General features: G+C 66.1%; 13 protein-coding genes. 7 read left to right on the top strand and 6 right to left on the bottom strand.

The window, feature by feature from the left end; all coding sequences use genetic code 11:
* Both GOSPT_RS07185 and GOSPT_RS07180 read left to right on the top strand, forming a co-directional pair.
* Positions 1-495, top strand: a 495-nt coding sequence (locus tag GOSPT_RS07185; RefSeq protein ID WP_005204611.1) for a PAC2 family protein, incomplete at its 5' end; no start/stop codon positions are given.
* An 11-nt stretch (positions 496-506) separates the two neighbouring features.
* On the top strand, positions 507-2630 hold the full coding sequence (locus GOSPT_RS07180) for a DEAD/DEAH box helicase (protein WP_083837459.1): 2124 nt from the start codon (positions 507-509) through the stop codon (positions 2628-2630).
* An 11-nt stretch (positions 2631-2641) separates the two neighbouring features.
* Here the strand turns inward: GOSPT_RS07180 and GOSPT_RS07175 are convergent, their stop codons facing one another.
* Entirely contained in the window at positions 2642-3589 is a 948-nt protein-coding gene (locus GOSPT_RS07175) for a hydrogen peroxide-inducible genes activator (RefSeq protein ID WP_039855072.1), read from the bottom strand.
* A 130-nt stretch (positions 3590-3719) separates the two neighbouring features.
* On the opposite strand from GOSPT_RS07175, the gene GOSPT_RS07170 reads away from it, so the two are divergent.
* Complete coding sequence (locus GOSPT_RS07170; protein WP_005204599.1) at positions 3720-4307, top strand: peroxiredoxin; 588 nt, start codon at positions 3720-3722, stop codon at positions 4305-4307.
* A gap of 11 nt (positions 4308-4318) precedes the next feature.
* Positions 4319-4852 carry an alkylhydroperoxidase, AhpD family gene (ahpD, locus tag GOSPT_RS07165; protein WP_005204597.1) on the top strand — a complete coding sequence of 178 codons (534 nt, stop codon included), beginning with the start codon at positions 4319-4321 and terminating at the stop codon, positions 4850-4852.
* A 59-nt stretch (positions 4853-4911) separates the two neighbouring features.
* Here ahpD and GOSPT_RS07160 read toward each other — a convergent pair whose 3' ends face one another.
* Positions 4912-5733 (bottom strand): helix-turn-helix transcriptional regulator, encoded by an 822-nt coding sequence (locus GOSPT_RS07160; protein WP_005204595.1) that lies wholly within the window; start codon positions 5731-5733, stop codon positions 4912-4914.
* 100 nt (positions 5734-5833) lie between these two features.
* Here GOSPT_RS07160 and GOSPT_RS07155 point away from each other — a divergent pair, with 100 nt between their 5' ends.
* Complete coding sequence (locus GOSPT_RS07155) at positions 5834-6622, top strand: SDR family oxidoreductase (protein ID WP_005204593.1); 789 nt, start codon at positions 5834-5836, stop codon at positions 6620-6622.
* A 50-nt stretch (positions 6623-6672) separates the two neighbouring features.
* On the opposite strand, the gene GOSPT_RS07150 is transcribed toward GOSPT_RS07155, so the two are convergent.
* Positions 6673-7902, bottom strand: a complete 1230-nt coding sequence (locus tag GOSPT_RS07150) for an aminotransferase family protein (protein ID WP_039855096.1) — start codon at positions 7900-7902, stop codon at positions 6673-6675.
* A gap of 115 nt (positions 7903-8017) precedes the next feature.
* Between GOSPT_RS07150 and hrpA the strand changes: the two genes are divergently transcribed.
* Positions 8018-12058 carry an ATP-dependent RNA helicase HrpA gene (gene hrpA, locus GOSPT_RS07145; protein ID WP_005204589.1) on the top strand — a complete coding sequence of 1347 codons (4041 nt, stop codon included), beginning with the start codon at positions 8018-8020 and terminating at the stop codon, positions 12056-12058.
* Here hrpA and nrdR read toward each other — a convergent pair.
* Positions 12032-12592, bottom strand: a complete 561-nt coding sequence (nrdR, locus tag GOSPT_RS07140; protein ID WP_039855095.1) for a transcriptional regulator NrdR — start codon at positions 12590-12592, stop codon at positions 12032-12034. The genes hrpA and nrdR overlap by 27 nt on opposite strands.
* Before the next feature lie 144 nt (positions 12593-12736).
* A complete protein-coding gene (locus GOSPT_RS24275) occupies positions 12737-13363 on the bottom strand; it encodes a LysM peptidoglycan-binding domain-containing protein (RefSeq protein ID WP_231894498.1) in 627 nt (208 codons plus the stop codon).
* Positions 13364-13587: 224 nt separating this feature from the next.
* Between GOSPT_RS24275 and lexA the strand changes: the two genes are divergently transcribed.
* The gene (gene lexA / locus GOSPT_RS07130) at positions 13588-14328 is read left to right on the top strand and encodes a transcriptional repressor LexA (protein ID WP_005204583.1); all 741 of its coding nucleotides are present in this window, start codon (positions 13588-13590) and stop codon (positions 14326-14328) included.
* 45 nt (positions 14329-14373) lie between these two features.
* On the opposite strand, the gene ptsP is transcribed toward lexA, so the two are convergent.
* Positions 14374-16089 carry a phosphoenolpyruvate--protein phosphotransferase gene (gene ptsP, locus GOSPT_RS07125; RefSeq protein WP_005204581.1) on the bottom strand — a complete coding sequence of 572 codons (1716 nt, stop codon included), beginning with the start codon at positions 16087-16089 and terminating at the stop codon, positions 14374-14376.
* Between the last annotated feature and the right edge of the window lie 90 nt (positions 16090-16179).

Genomic DNA, 16179 nt, shown 5'->3' with positions numbered 1-16179 from the left:
CTGCCCACGTGGGGTTCGCAGATGAAGCTTCCCGCGAGTGCGTCGATGCTCTTGGAGCTGCGCCTGGGCCAGGGCGGACGACGTACCTCGGGACTGTCGGTACACGTGCCGCACTACCTCTCCCAGACCGATTACCCGGCAGCGTCAGCGCGTCTGCTCGAGGCGGTGTCGGGACTTACCGGACTCGAATTGCCCACCGGCGCACTCGAATCCGCAGCAGCCGCGGTCCGCGAGCAGGTCGACGCCGAGGTGTCGGGCAACGGTGAGATCGAATCCGTCGTCGCGGCGCTCGAGGCGCAGTACGACAGCTTCACCGAGGCACAGACGCAGCGCGCATCTCTGCTCGCCGCCGACGAACCGCTGCCCAGCGGCGACGAGCTCGGCGCCGAACTCGAGCGGTTCCTGGCGGAGCAATCGCGTGGCGACGTCGATCCGGACGGCACCGGAGACCTCCACGATGGGGACGGCAACGGCGGTTCGTCATCGCCGAACTGATCGACGAGTCCATTTCCGGGTCAGCGACGACGCTGACCCCCGTCGCCGACGACGACGCCGCATTCGACACGTTCACCGGATGGTGGGCCGAGCGCGGCATCGACCTGTATCCGCATCAGGAGGAGTCGCTGCTCGAGTTGATCTCGGGTAACAACGTCATCCTGGCCACACCGACCGGTTCGGGCAAGTCGCTCGTGGCATCCGGCGCCATCTACTTCGCCCGATGTCGGGGTCAGCGCGCGTTCTACACCGCGCCGATCAAGGCACTGGTCAGCGAGAAGTTCTTCGATCTGTGCGCGCAGTTCGGGGCCGACCAGGTCGGCCTGATGACCGGCGACGCGTCGGTCAACTCCAATGCTCCGATCATCTGCGCGACCGCCGAGATCGTCGCGAACCTCGCACTTCGCGACGGTCCGAACAGCGATATCGGCGTGCTCGTCTCCGACGAGTTCCACTTCTACGGCGAATCCGATCGCGGATGGGCGTGGGAAGTCCCACTGATCGAGCTTCCGCACACGCAGTTCCTCCTGATGTCGGCGACGCTCGGCGACATCAGCTTCTTCGTCGACGACCTGTCGCGACGCACCGGCCGCACCACCACCGCGGTCACCGGAACCCATCGACCGGTCCCCCTCGAATACACGTATGCGATGACACCCATCCACGAGACGATCGAGGGACTCATCGACGCGGGTCGCGCACCGATCTACGTCGTGCACTTCACGCAGGCAGCAGCGGTCGAGCGTGCGCAGGCCCTCTTGTCCGCACGTATCACCACCAAGGAGGAGAAGGCTCAGATCGCCGAGGCCATCGGCGACTTCCGCTTCTCCACCGGATTCGGCTCCACCCTGTCGAAGCTGCTCCGCGCGGGCATCGGGGTCCACCACGCAGGCATGCTGCCGCGCTACCGACGGCTCGTCGAACGCCTTGCACAGCAAGGACTTCTCAAGGTCATCGCGGGTACCGACACCCTCGGGGTCGGCATCAACGTGCCCATCCGTACCGTTCTGTTCGCCGGTCTGAGCAAATACGACGGCACGCGCGTACGCCGTCTGCGCGCCCGCGAGTTCCACCAGATCGCCGGGCGCGCCGGGCGCGCGGGCTTCGACACCATCGGCTACGTCGTCGCGCAGGCACCCGAGCACGACGTCGAGAACGCCCGCGCGGTCGCCAAGGCGGGCGACGACCCGAAGAAGCTGCGAAAGCTGGTGCGCAAGAAGCCACCCGAGGGTTTCGTCTCCTGGGGCGAGAAAACGTTCCTGCAGCTCGTCGATGCACCGGACGAGCCGTTGCGCTCGCACTTCCGCATGACGACCGCGATGTTGCTCGAAGTCCTCGGCAGGCCGGGAGATTGCTTCGCGGCAACGCGACATCTGTTGGAGGACAACCATCTTCCCCGCAATCGACAACTGGGACAGATCCGCCACACCATTCGTCTCTACCGTGACCTGCGCGACGCGGGCATCGTCGTGCAACTACCCGAACCCGACGACGAGGGCCGATACGTCGCGCTGAGCGTCGACATGCCCGAGAACTTCGCGCTCACCAACCCGCTGTCGGCGTTCGCGCTCGCCGCATTCGAGCTACTCGATCCGGATTCGTCGACCTATGCGCTCGACGTCGTCTCGATTCTCGAATCCACTCTCGACGATCCCCGCCCGGTGCTGATGGCCCAGCGCAAGGAAGCGCGCGACGCTGCGATCGCCGAGATGAAAGCCGACGGCGTCGAGTACGAGGAGCGCATGGCGCGGCTCGAGGAGATCACCTGGCCGCAACCGCTCGCCGAGGAAATCGATTACGCCTTCGGTGTCTACCGCAGGACCCACCCGTGGATTGCGGGGTTTCCGCCGTCGCCGAAGTCGGTTCTGCGGCTCATGCTCGAGCGAGCGATGACGTTCACCGAACTGATCTCTGCCTACGGTCTCGCCCGCAGCGAAGGAGTGGTACTGCGGTACCTATCCGACTGTTATCGCGTGTTGCGCCAGGGTGTTCCGACCACCGTGCTGACCGACGAGATCGTCGAACTCACCGAACGCGTCGGCGACATGGTCCGCGACGTCGACTCCAGCCTCCTCGACGAGTGGGAAGAGTTGGCCCGCACCGCTGCCGCCGACGCGCTCGCCGAGGAACACTGACCGAATCACGCTCACACGGCAGCCGCCTTCTCCACACGCACCGCGCCCGTCTGTTCGACAAGGCCGGCGATGATGGACGCCAGGCGCCGATACGACTCACCCCTACCCGACGACTCGCGGTAGACCAACCCGATTCGACGCCCAGGCCGCGGCGTCGTGAATGTCGCGGTCGCGAGGTCGCCGCCCGCGGTTTCGGCGGCAACGGCGGTACCCGGGATCAGCGTGACGCCCAGACCACCTTCGACGCACTGCACCGCAGTCGCCAACGACGCCGCTCTGGTGTGCCCGATGTCGGCGCGCACGCCCGCCAGTCGGCACACCTCGAGCGCCTGGTCGCGTAGGCAGTGCCCCTCGTCGAGCAGCAGGAGCGGAAGGTCGGCGAGCGAACTCGGGTCGACGCGCTTGCGTCCGGCCAGCGGATGATCGGACGGCAGCGCCAGCACGAAATCCTCGGCGTACATCGGTATCTCGGCAAGGCCGGGCACGTCGGCGGGTAGCGCGAGACACGCGGCGTCGAGAGATCCCTCCCGTAGCTGCGCCACCAGTCGTGCCGTCTGGTCCTCGACGACCCGCAAAGCGAGAGAGGGCAATTCGGCCGCGAGCCCGCGCAGCACGGTCGGCAGAACGTACGGCGCGACCGTTGGGATCAGGCCGAGTCGCAGAGTACCGGCAAGCGGATCGTCGGAACCCGCGGACGCAGAGAGGAATTCGTCGACGGCGTCGGTCACCGCGATCGCCTTGGGTAGGAGCATCTCGCCCTCCGGTGTCACGAAGACACGCCGCGTTGTACGTTCGATGAGTTGCTTGCCCAACCCGGCCTCGAGGCCTGCGAGTGCTTGTGACAGCGACGGCTGGCTGACGCCGAGTTCTGTTGCCGCAGCGCCGAAATGGCGTTTTCGAGCGAGTGCGACGAACGCCCGCAGACCCGCTACCGACGGCTGATAACTTTTATCACTCATGCCTATCAGTCTAGTGCTAATCATCACGTTTCGCTTTTGGTGGCTTTTCGGCAGAATTGAGAGGCAACTGCAGAACGTGAGTTCGCGCGCCACCCACGAACGCAATCGACACGAAGGAGCGACAACACACATGGCTCTTCTGACCATCGGAGACCAGTTCCCCGCCTACAACCTGACGGCAGTCATCGGAGGCGACCTGAGCAAGGTGGACGCCCAGCAGCCCGACGACTATTTCACCCAGGTGTCGAGCGACGATCACCCCGGCAAGTGGCGCATTGTCTTCTTCTGGCCCAAGGACTTCACGTTCGTGTGCCCGACCGAGATTGCCGCCTTCGGAAAGCTGAACGACGAGTTCGCCGATCGCGACGCCCAGGTTCTCGGTGCGTCCGTCGACAACGAGTTCGTCCACTTCCAGTGGCGCGCACAGCACGAGGATCTCAAGACCCTCCCCTTCCCGATGCTGAGCGACCTCAAGCGTGAGCTCGCCACCGCCGCAGGCGTTCTCAACGCCGACGGTGTCGCCGATCGCGCGACGTTCATCATCGACCCCAACAACGAGATCCAGTTCGTCTCGGTGACCGCCGGTTCCGTCGGCCGCAACGTCGACGAGGTGCTGCGTGTTCTCGACGCACTGCAGTCCGACGAACTGTGTGCCTGCAACTGGAAGAAGGGCGATCCGACCATCGACGCCGGCGAGCTCCTCACCGCAAGCGTCTGAGAGGAATCGGCATGAGCATCGACAATCTCAAGGAAGCCCTCCCCGAGTACGCCAAGGACCTCAAGCTCAATCTGAGTTCGCTGGCGCGTTCGACAGAACTCTCCGAGCAGCAGCTCTGGGGCACCTTCCTCGCGTCGGCTGCGGCATCGCGCAACGCGAAGGTGCTGGCCGAGGTGTCCGAGGAAGCGGCGGACAACCTGTCGGCCGAGGCCTACAACGCGGCGCTCGGCGCGGCGTCGATCATGGGCATGAACAATGTCGCCTACCGCGCCAAGAGTTTTCTCGGCGACGACTACGGGCAGGTGCGCATGGGTCTGCGGATGAACATCATCGGCAACCCCGGCGTCGACAAGACCGACTTCGAGCTGTGGAGCCTCGCAGTGTCGACCATCAACGGTTGCCACGACTGCACCGCAGCACACGCGAAGGTCGTCCGTGACGCCGGCCTGACCAAGGAACAGGTCTGGGAGGCCGTCAAGGTCGCCGCAACGGTTACCGGTGTGGCGCAGGCCATTACCACCACCGAGGTGCTGGCGAACGCCTGATCTATCACCCACTGCACTGCCCCGGTCTCACCAGAGGCCGGGGCAGTGTGCTGTTCGGATCAGCTACCGACCACACCGATCCTGGCGGCGGCGTCGAGTCGGGCGAGCTTCTCGGCGCTGCCGGTGCCCTCGACGGGCTGGTAGACCACAACCCTCTGACCCCGCGCACCGGCGACTTCGAGGGTGTCCCAACGTAATTCGACGACGCCGACGTCGACGAGCACCATTCGCTTGGCACCGCTGGACTTCACCTGGACCTCGTTGCGGGCCCAGATCTCGGCGAAAAGCGGGCTGTGCAGCGAGAGTTCGCCGACAAGGTCACGTAAACGTGGGTGATCGATATCTGCTCCGGTGAGCGATCGCAGGTTGGCGACGGTCTCGGCGGCCACCTGCTCGTAGTCGGGATAGATCGACGGCGCGTGCGGATCCAGAAAGAGCTTGCGCAACATGTTGTCTCCCGGCTCGATTCCGATCGCCCCGTGCAATGCCGCGCCGGCGTCGTTGATCGCGAGGAGGTCCATGAACCGATTCATCACGATCGCCGGCTGGTGCCACTGAGCCATCAGGTCTCTGATCGGCTCGACCACCTCGTGATCGGCGAAGTCGACGTCGATACGTACATCGGCGAGCGCGGCGAGATGCTCACGTTCGGAATCGTCGAGGCCGAGCACATCAGCCAGCGACGCGACCACCGCAGCCGACGGATTGCGATCGCGTCCACGCTCCAGCCGGACAAGATATTCGACGCTGATCCCTGCGAGACTCGCCACCTCCTCGCGACGTAGACCGGGCGTACGCCGCGGGCCGACCGTCCGCAGACCGAGCGTCGCAGGGTCGACGCGCTCGCGGCGGGCGCGCAGGAACTCACCGAGTGCGGTCATAGCGAAAGTCTAGGCTCGCAGCGATCAGCAGCCAGGTAGCGCGAGGACCCCTCACGACGCGGTCTGTTCGTGCCGTCCGAGCCGCTCGATCCTTGTAGCCATGACACAAGAAGCCCGGACACAAGAAGCACGGACACAAAATGAGAACACCGCAACTCTCGACGCCCGTATCGCGGTGGTGACCGGCGCGGGCACGGGTATCGGCGCCGCGACGGCAAGGACGCTGGCGTCGCGCGGAGCGCGCGTCGCGTTGCTCGGTCGTCGGATCGACAAGCTCACCGCGGTCGCCGAGGAGTTCGACGGCCTCGCCATCGCGACGGATGTCAGTGATCCGCGTGACGTCGCCGCAGCGTTCGAGGAGGTGACGCAGCGCATCGGCGCACCGGATCTCGTTGTCGCCAACGCCGGTGCGATGCTTGCCGCGCCGTTCGACGACGCCGACCGCGATGAGTGGCGTCGAATGCTCGATGTGAACGTGATGGGCGTGCTCGACACCGCTCGCGCCGCCATCCCGGGCCTGCGCGCGGCCGCAGCGCACGGACGATCCGCCGACCTTGTGCTCATCAGTTCGATCGGCGCGCACATCGTGCTGCCGACGTACGCGGCCTACACGGCGACGAAGGCCGCCGTCTCGCACCTCACACGAACCCTCCGAGCAGAACTGGGCCCCAACGGTATCCGCGTGCGGGCCATCGAACCGGGGATGACGGAGTCGGACCTGGGCCGCGACATGACCTACCCGGGCTCCAAGGAGTTCCTGGCCGGGTTCGCCGTACAGAACCCGCCGATCCCCGCGTCCGCGATCGCGGAGGCGGTCGCCTGGTCAGTGTCGCTTCCGGCCGCCGTCAACGCCGCGTCGATCGAGGTCTTGCCGACGGCCCAGGGCTGACCGACCAAGCTTCAATCAGCCCAGCTTTGACCGGGCCGGCTTCAATCGACTCAGCCCAGCGCTGCGCCGATACGGTCGGCCAGCTCGCCGACCTCCGCTGTCGTCATCACGAACGACGGCGACACCTGCAGCGCGCCCTGGCCTGCGGCGCGAGTGCTCACGCCGTGCTTACGCAGGGCACCGACCGCTGCGGGCGCCTGCGCCGGATCGGCGAGTTGGACGGCCGTCACCGCACCGAGTCCGGTGCGCACCTCGGACACCGCGGCGAGGTCGGCGAGCGGGGCGAGCTTGTCTGCCAGGTCGCCCTCGAGCCTCGCCGCCTCGGCTAGGAGGCCCTCCCGCTCGATGATGTCGAGGTTGGCCATCGCGGCTGCCGCGGCTCCCGCGTGGCCGCCGTAGGTGTAGCCGTGACGCCACCAAACACCACCGGCGTAGAAGGGTTCGGCGACACGCGGTGCGATGAACACCGCACCCATCGGGACGTACCCCGACGTCAAGCCCTTGGCCGTGGTCATCATGTCGGGCTGGAGGTCGAAGCGCGCCGAAGCGAACCAGCTCTCGCCGCCGATACGGCCGAAGCCGGTCACCACTTCGTCGGCGACGAACAGCACGTCATTGTCGCGGCAGATCTGTCGGACCTCGGCCAGATAACCCTCGGGCGGAAGGTAGATGCCGCCTGCACCGATGATCGGCTCGCAGAAGAACGCGGCGACCTTGTCGGCGCCGACGCGTTCGATCAGACCGAGCAGGCTTTTGGCGTCGTCCCACTCGACGGTCTGTGCGTCGGGCATCAGGGTTCCGTAGCCGTCGTGGTTACCGGGGATGCCCGCGAGCGAGGTGCCCGCGACATGCATGCCGTGGTAGGCCTTGGTCCGACCGACGATGATCGTCTTCTCCGGCTTGCCGACCTCCACCCAGTAACGCCGCGCGAGTTTCGCAGCGGTGTCGATCGAGTCGCTTCCGCCGGAGGTGAAGAAGATCTTGCTCCCGGCAACCGGCGCGATGGTCGCAAGCCGGTCGGCGAGCGCGTCGGTGACGTCTGCGGTGAGATCGCCGAATCCCGAATAGTGCGCGAGCGTCGAGAGCTGATCGGCCACCGCCTGCGCGACCTCGGTGCGCCCGTGACCGATGTTGGTGAACCACAGACCGGCGGTGGCGTCGAGATACTCGTTGCCATCGCGGTCCCACACGCGGGTGCCCTCACCCCGCGTGATCACAAATGGGCCGCTTGCGCTGACCGACCCCATATCGGCGAATCCGTGCCACAGTGAACCTGACATGGGGTCAATGATGCCCGGCGGCATCGCGGTCAGGGCACTCAGGGTCGTCAGTACGTTCACCGGCGAGAGGTCGGACTGCGTCCCACCATGTACCGACACATATCCTTGAAAGATCATGTCCGTCTCCCCCGAATCACAGCCCGGCGACTCCACCGCCGCGGCGACGCAGCCTTCTTCGACGGATCAACGCTCGCTTCGACGTCGACTGACCGATCTGACGATCGTCGACCAGCACCGCCTTCGACGCCGCGTCGACAAGCTCGGTGCGTCGCCGAACGCCGATGCGGTGGCGGCACTCTCGCAAGACATCGACGCCGCCTCACGACGCATCGAGCGTCGTCGAGCATCCGTTCCGGTGCTCGAGTTCCCACCGGAGCTACCGGTCTCGGAGGCCCGCGACGAGATCGCAGCCGCGATCGCCGCTCACCAGGTCGTGGTGATCGCGGGCGAAACCGGATCGGGCAAGACCACCCAGCTTCCCAAGATCTGCCTGGAGCTCGGCCGAGGCGTGCGCGGCGCCATCGGTCACACCCAGCCGAGGCGTATCGCCGCGAGTTCCGTGGCACGGCGTATCGCCGACGAGACGAACACCGAGATCGGCGATGCCGTGGGGTACTCGGTGAGGTTCTCGGACCGCTCCGGCGCCGACACTCTCGTGAAGGTGATGACCGACGGCATCCTGCTGCGCGAGATCGCCACCGATCCGATGCTGCGCGCCTACGACACGCTGATCATCGACGAGGCGCATGAACGAAGCCTCAACATCGATTTCATCCTCGGCTACCTGCACCGACTGCTCCCCCGTCGCCCCGACCTCAAGCTCATCATCACGTCGGCGACGATCGAACCCGACAGATTTGCGCGGCATTTCACGACACCCGACGCCGAGGTCCCCGTCCTCGAGGTGTCGGGGCGGGCGTACCCCGTCGACGTCCGCTACCGCCCGCTCGTCTCCTCCGACGGCCCCGACACCGGTGACGAACGCGGTGGCGGCGAGCACGCCGACCTCGACCAGATCCAGGGCATCGACGCCGCCATCGACGAGTTGTGGGGGCGCAGCAACGCCGGTGGCGACATCCTGGTGTTTCTGCCCACCGAACGTGACATCCGTGAGGCGGCGGACTCGCTGTCCCGACGCGTCGCGGCGGGTGCCGAGGTGGTTCCGCTGTACGCACGATTGTCGATCGCCGAACAACAGAAGGTGTTCACACCGTCGCGTGGCAATCGAATCGTGTTGTCCACCAACGTCGCCGAGACCTCGCTGACCGTCCCGGGCATCCGCTACGTCATCGACACGGGTACCGCACGTATCTCGCGATACTCGGCGCGCACCAAGATCCATCGACTTCCGGTCGAACCGATCTCGCAGGCGAGCGCCCGCCAGCGCGCCGGGCGGTGCGGGCGAGTTGCCCCCGGCATCTGCATCCGCCTGTACAGCGAGGCCGACTTCGACGCCCGCCCCGCCTTCACCGACCCCGAGATCCTCCGCACCGACCTTGCCTCGGTCATCTTGCAGATGGCGTCGCTGCGGCTCGGCGACATCGCCGACTTCCCCTTCGTCCAACCTCCCGACGCGCGCGGAATCCGCGACGGCATCGGAGTTCTCACCGAGCTCGGTGCGATCACGACGACCGACAAGACCGACACCACACCGCGATTGACGCCTGTCGGACGCACGATGTCGCGCATCCCGGTCGAGCCGAGGGTCGCGCGCATGCTGATCGCCGGGCACGAATCCGGTTGTCTCGCCGACGTTCTGGTCATCGCCGCCGCGCTGTCGATTCCCGACGTTCGTGAGCGGCCCGGCGATCATCGCGAGGCTGCCGACGCTGCACACAAGCGGTTCGTCGTGCCAGGGTCCGACTTCATGGGTTACCTCGCACTGTGGCGCTACCTTCAGGAGAAACGACAGGAACTGTCCGGCAACCAGTTCCGCCGCACCTGCGAGCGCGAGTTCCTCCACTACCTCCGCATCCGCGAATGGCAGGATCTGCACCGACAGCTACGGCGCATCGTCGACGATCTCGGCTGGTCGACGAACGACGCCGGAACATCGAAAGAGTCTGGAACATCAAAAGAGTCTGGGGCGTCGAAGAATTCCGGCGAGCCAGAGGTGTCACACCACACCGATGCGATCCACCAGGCGATACTGTCCGGGCTCCTGAGCAACATCGCCGCGCGCAACGCCGAGGGTCGGGAGTACACGGGCGCACGCAACACGACCCTGATGATCTTCCCCGGCTCGTCACTCTCCAAGAAGCCGCCCGCGTTCCTGATGGCCGCCGAGATCCTGGAAACGTCACGACTTTTCGCGCACACCGTCGCGGGAATCGACCCGCTGTGGGCCGAACGACTCGCAGGCGACCTGGTCAAACGCACATACAGCGAGCCGCACTGGTCGTCGAAGCGCGGTGCGACGATGGCATACGAACGTGCGACGCTCTACGGCGTCCCGTTGGTGGCCCGACGCCGCGTCGACTACGGCCCCATCGACCCCGCGGCGGCGCGCGACATGTTCATCCGGCACGCCCTCGTCGAAGGCGATTGGAAGACGAATCATCCGTTCTTCGAACGCAATCGGGCGCTGCTGTCCGACGCCGCCGAAGTCGAACACCGCGCACGACGCCGCGACGTGGTGATCACCGAAGACCAACTGTTCGACTTTTACGACCATCGCATCGGCGCCGAGGTCACCTCGGCACGCCACTTCGACACCTGGTGGAAGAAGGCGCGCAGAGCCGACCAGGCGCTGCTCGACCTCACCCCGGAGGACGTCGCCGCCGACGTCCACGTCGCCGATGCCGACTATCCCGGCGAGTGGCAACAGGGCGATACCCGCTACCGCCTGCGCTACCGATTCGAGCCCGGCGCGCCCGATGACGGTGTGTCCGTACTCATTCCGCGTCCACTGTTGCGGCACGTGCGTCCTGCTGGCTTTGACTGGCTGGTCCCGGGAATGCGCAGCGAACTCGCCACCGAGTTGATCAAGACACTGCCCAAGACCATCCGCAAAACGATGGCCCCCGCCGGACGATTCGCCGATCTCGCTCTGTCTCGCCTCACCCCACGCCGCGAGCCGCTTATCACGGGCCTCGCGCGTGAACTGTCGACGATCACCGGGCAGACGATTGCGGCTGACGACTTCGCTCCCGAGAGACTCCCCGCCTACCTTCGGATGAACTTCGTCGTAATCGACGAGCGCGAGGAGTCGGTCGCCACCGGCAAGTCCCTTGCCGACCTCCGCCGACGCATCGAGGGTGACGCGCCCGCGCCGACGCCGCGTCGGGTGTACACGACGTGGACGACAGACGGAATCGGAACACTCGCCGAGTCGAACGTCGATACCGTTGCCGGACAACAGATCACACGCTATCCGTCACTCGAGGTCGTCGACGGAGAGCGCAACCGTGGGGTGGCACGGACGCTCGCGACGTCGGACGCACAGCGACGTGTGCAACTGCACGGTGCCGTCATCGAACTGCTCGACCACGCGATCGCGCCACTCTCGCGCAAGATCAGCGCAGGACTCGACCCGGCGGATCGACTGGCACTGAGTCAGAGTCCCTACGAGTCGCCCGACGCGCTGTATTCCGACTGCACCCGCAGGGCGATTCGCGACATCGCGCCCGCAGCAGTCGATCTCGGCTCGATCCGCACGCCGTCGGCCTTCGAAGAACTCGTCTCGGCGCTCCGGCCGCGTATCTCAGCGGCGGCGCCGGAGTACTTCGCGCTCGCCGTCGAGGTCTTGCGCGAGGTGGCTCCCCTACGTGCCGAGATCGACCGCCACTCGGGTCAGACAGCGTGCGACGACGTCGCCGAACAGTTCAACAACCTGGTCTTCGATGGATTCGTCCTGGCCACGGCACGCGAACACCTGCAGCACGTTCCGCGATACCTGACCGCCGCACGGCAGCGTCTCGAGCAACTTCCTGCCGCGGCCACTCGCGACCGCGATGGAATGGCCGCCATCGACAGAGTCACCGAGCGCTGGAACCAGCGCCTGACACAGCTTCCCGAATCGCGCCGAGACACCGTCAGCGAGGAAGCGCAGTGGATTGTCGAGGAACTTCGGGTCAGCCTCTTCGCCCAGAAGCTCGGGACCGCCTACCCCATTTCGGAGAAGCGCGCGCTACGAGCTCTTGACCGACTCGGTTGACACCGGACGCGCTGAACTCGACGCAGCATCGACAGTGTCGTCGCGGGTGGCGGGTGTGTCGAGGTCGTCTGCGCCTTCGTGGGATCCGGTGAGGTTGCCCCGGAGGTCGTCGATCTCACGCTGGAAGTCTTCGAGCGAATCGAACGAGCGATAGACCGAGGCAAAACGTAGATATGCCACCTCGTCGAGGTCGCGCAGCGGGCCGAGAATGGCCAGACCCACCTCGTTGCTGGGGATCTCAGCGGAACCCGACGATCTCACCGCGTCTTCGACCTGCTGAGCCAACTGCGCGAGATCGTCTTCGTTCACGTGACGTCCCTGGCACGCGCGGCGCACCCCGCGCATCACCTTTTCTCTGCTGAACGGCTCCGTCACTCCGTTGCGCTTCACGACTGCCAGAACAGCACTCTCAACCGTGGAGAAACGTCGCCCACATTCGCTGCACGCGCGACGTCGGCGGATCGCCTGCCCCTCATCGGCGACACGCGAATCGACGACCTTGGTGTCTTCGTTCTTACAAAACGGGCAGCGCATGTAGTCCTCGTGCGAATCGCGGGACGCAGCGGCTCCGTCGATCTGGCTTGGTCCGATCGTCTGACGACCGGCGGAAGCGAGACCGCAGCGGTGACCGTGTCGGTTTCCGACTGGACCCTGTGACATCGAGAATACCGCCAGCGCTCAGCGGTACGCGGGTGTGACAAGCGGTTGGCCAACGCGCAGCCCGCTCGACGGCAGATCGTTGAGGTCGATGATCTCGTCGATGACGGTCTGACGCGGCATATCGGGCGCGACCCGCGCCGCGATCGAGCTCAGCGATTCACCGGAACGCACGTGGACCACCTGCGTGGAGGTCGACGACGGCATGCTCGCCCGCTGGTAGTCGGCACCGACGGTCCCGACGACCCACACGGTCAGCGCCAACCCGACTCCGGCGAGCACCGCCAAGACCGCTGCGCGCCGGCGACGGGCAGCCACCATCTCGCCGACGCCACCGGCGCATCGCGTGCCTGCCGGACGTGTAGAGGTGCCGTGATCGAACGCAATCCGACGTCGGCGCTGCGGCGAGACGTCCGCGCCGGCCCGTCGGACCTCACTTGTTCGAACATGTCCCGCCACACGCAGCTCTTCGCTACGCACGGCATTCGACGATGCGCGTCCACTGACCACCGTGGCGCGGTGAACTCGAGAACGCGTCGTCGACGCAGGTCGGGGCGTTGCAGATCGGGTGGTCGGCGGTGTTGCCGCGGATGCACTCGACGGGCTGGGAATCGTGCGGGTCACCGGGTTGGTCATCAAGCTGGTCATCGCTACCTCCAATGGTCGATCAAGCGTTCGATGCACTGATGTTCGAGTTCTACCAGAGGGGTCCGACAAAGTCCTGCGACACGTCGAACAAATGTTTGATGTTGTCAGTGGCCTCCGCTACTGTCGGCGCCAGACGATGGATGAAAGACGCACCCCACCACCTGCTCCACAACAGCAGCCGGTTCACAACAGCAGCCGCATCAACATCAGGAAGGACGGAACCGATGACAGAGAAGTCACGACGCAGCCCGACGTCGCCCAAGGGCAACGGTCGCAGCGTCGAAGGCAAGAAGAGCGGAGGCGGCGAGGAGACACCGATCCATCCGGCCGTCGCCGAGGCAACACTCACCGATCGCCAGCGTGGCGTCCTCGATGTGATCCGAAAGTCGGTACGCGAGCGTGGATATCCGCCGAGCATCCGAGAGATCGGCGACGCCGTCGGCCTCACGTCCACCTCATCAGTGGCACACCAGTTGCGCACTCTCGAGCGCAAGGGCCTGCTGAAGCGCGACGCCAACCGTCCGCGAGCGGTCAACGTCTCCGAGGCTCCCGATGCACATCACTCCGATGCCATCAACGGAGATCTCCCGACCCCCACGTTCGTTCCGGTACTCGGCCGTATCGCGGCGGGCGGTCCGATTCTCGCGGAGGAGGCGGTCGAAGACGTCTTCCCGCTCCCGCGTGAGCTCGTCGGTGAGGGCTCGTTGTTCCTGCTGCGCGTCGTCGGCGAATCGATGATCGACGCCGCGATCTGCGACGGCGACTGGGTTGTCGTACGTCAGCAGAATGTCGCCGACAACGGCGACATCGTCGCAGCGATGATCGACGGCGAGGCGACGGTGAAGACCTTCAAACGCAAAGACGGCCACGTCTGGCTGATGCCGCACAACCCGCTCTTCGATCCGATCCCCGGCGACGACGCCGCCATCCTCGGCAAGGTCGTGACGGTCATGCGCCGGGTGTGATGCGCTGAACCGGGCCCCGCAGGTCATTGACCAGCGGGGTCTGTATCAGTGGTCGAGTTTTTCGGCTGCGGCACGTCGGGCGAGTGCCGGACTCGAGGTGGCAAGCGCGGCAGCGGCCGCGGCTCGGCACTGCTCCATGGTCACCGTCGACAGCTTCGCCCCGACTGCTGCTGTCGCCGCCGGAGCCGCCGACAGCGAGGTGACTCCCAGTCCGACGAGCACACACGCGAGCGACGGGTCGGCCGCGGCCTCACCACAGACGCCGACGGGTTTGCCCTGCTGGGCGCCGGCGGTCGCGACCTGCGAGATGAGTGCGAGCACCGCGGGTTGCCACGGGTCGGTCAGTTCGGCAAGTTCTGCCGACATCCGGTCGGCGGCCATCGTGTACTGCGTGAGGTCGTTGGTTCCGATCGACACGAAGTCGACCTCGGCCAGGATCGCCGGCGCCAGAATTGCCGCTGCAGGGATCTCGATCATCACGCCGGCCGTCAGACCACGCTGACGGACGAGATCGGCGAACTGTGCGGCCTCCGCGGCCGTGGCGATCATCGGTGCCATGACCCACGGCGTCGTACCGGATTCTTCTGCCGCGCGCGCGATCGCGTCGAGCTGAGTTCGCACGATTTCGGGGTGGTCATCGCCGATTCGGTTACCGCGTACGCCGAGTGCGGGGTTCGCCTCGTCCGGGTGCTCGATGAAGGCCAGCGGCTTGTCCGAACCGGCGTCGAGCGTTCTGATGACGACTTTCTGGCCCGCGAACGCTTCGAACACGTCGCGGTACAGACGCGTCTGTTCGTCGACATCGGGTTCATCTGCCCTGTCGAGAAATGCCAACTCGGTGCGGAACAGCCCGATCCCCTCGACCGGCGCATCGGCAGCGCGACGCGCCGACGCACCATCGGCGACATTCGCCAGGATGGCGACGTCGGTGCCGTCGGCAGTTCGGCCAGGACCACGCCACGCAGCGACAAGCGCTGCCTCCGCAACGCTGCGCTCGACGAGTTCGCGTGCCTCGGACTCCTCCGGCTCAACGGTGATCGACCCCGCACCGCCGTCGAGCAAAACCATTGTGCCGCTGGTGATCTCACTCAATCGCGCCACGGCGACCACGCACGGGATGCCCAATTGTCGCGCGATGATGGCGGTATGACTGGTCGGTCCGCCGAGACGCGTTGCCAGCCCGACGATCACCGCGGGATCGAGCCCGGCGGTATCCGCCGGAGCGAGGTCGTCCGCGAAGAGGATCGACGGTTGGCTCGGCGTCGGAATTCCCGGCTCCGGCCGACCGAGCAACTCGGCGACCACCCGGTCACGAACGTCGTTGAGGTCGGTGATCCGCTCTGCCATCAACCCGCCGAGTTTGGCGAACATCTCGGAGAACTGCGCCGTTGCGGCGACCGCGGCGGCAGGTGCCGGCACCCCCTTCGCGACACGGGACTTTGCCGCACCGATCCATCCCCGATCCTCGGCCAACCCGGCGGTCGCGGCGAGAACCTCGGCCGCAGCTCCCGACGCGTGCGATGCGCGATCACGCAGTCTGCCCGCGACGACTGCCGCGGCGGCGACGAGGCGTTCCGACTCCGCGTCGCGCTCGTCGTCGGCGATGACGCGATCGGTGCCGAGTGACGTCTCGTCGTACTCGACGCGCTTACCCGGCCACAACACCGGCCCGTAGGCAAACCCCGCGACGACGGGTGTTCCTGTCAACCCTCCCTGACCGTTCATGGTGACCCGATTCTCCGTTACCAGGTGATTCTCCATTGCGTCTGCTGCCTTCCGGGTCGATCGGCCGGGTGCGGTGATCTGTGAGGAATACCCGGCGTCGTGAATTTCTGTGATCAAAGTTACTCG

Source organism: Gordonia sputi NBRC 100414, from assembly GCF_000248055.1.
Taxonomy (GTDB): Bacteria; Actinomycetota; Actinomycetes; order Mycobacteriales; family Mycobacteriaceae; genus Gordonia; species Gordonia sputi.
This window is presented reverse-complemented; position numbering and strand designations above follow the sequence as displayed.

Coding starts and splice junctions, on each gene's coding strand:
- ahpD (WP_005204597.1), top strand. CDS start 4,319: ATGAGCATCGACAATCTCAAGGAAGCCCTCCCCGAGTACGCCAAGGAC.
- GOSPT_RS24275 (WP_231894498.1), bottom strand. CDS start 13,363: ATGACCAGCTTGATGACCAACCCGGTGACCCGCACGATTCCCAGCCCG.
- GOSPT_RS07160 (WP_005204595.1), bottom strand. CDS start 5,733: ATGACCGCACTCGGTGAGTTCCTGCGCGCCCGCCGCGAGCGCGTCGAC.
- GOSPT_RS07150 (WP_039855096.1), bottom strand. CDS start 7,902: ATGTCAGGTTCACTGTGGCACGGATTCGCCGATATGGGGTCGGTCAGC.
- nrdR (WP_039855095.1), bottom strand. CDS start 12,592: ATGCGCTGCCCGTTTTGTAAGAACGAAGACACCAAGGTCGTCGATTCG.
- GOSPT_RS07155 (WP_005204593.1), top strand. CDS start 5,834: ATGACACAAGAAGCCCGGACACAAGAAGCACGGACACAAAATGAGAAC.
- hrpA (WP_005204589.1), top strand. CDS start 8,018: ATGTCCGTCTCCCCCGAATCACAGCCCGGCGACTCCACCGCCGCGGCG.
- GOSPT_RS07175 (WP_039855072.1), bottom strand. CDS start 3,589: ATGAGTGATAAAAGTTATCAGCCGTCGGTAGCGGGTCTGCGGGCGTTC.
- GOSPT_RS07170 (WP_005204599.1), top strand. CDS start 3,720: ATGGCTCTTCTGACCATCGGAGACCAGTTCCCCGCCTACAACCTGACG.
- ptsP (WP_005204581.1), bottom strand. CDS start 16,089: ATGGAGAATCACCTGGTAACGGAGAATCGGGTCACCATGAACGGTCAG.
- lexA (WP_005204583.1), top strand. CDS start 13,588: ATGACAGAGAAGTCACGACGCAGCCCGACGTCGCCCAAGGGCAACGGT.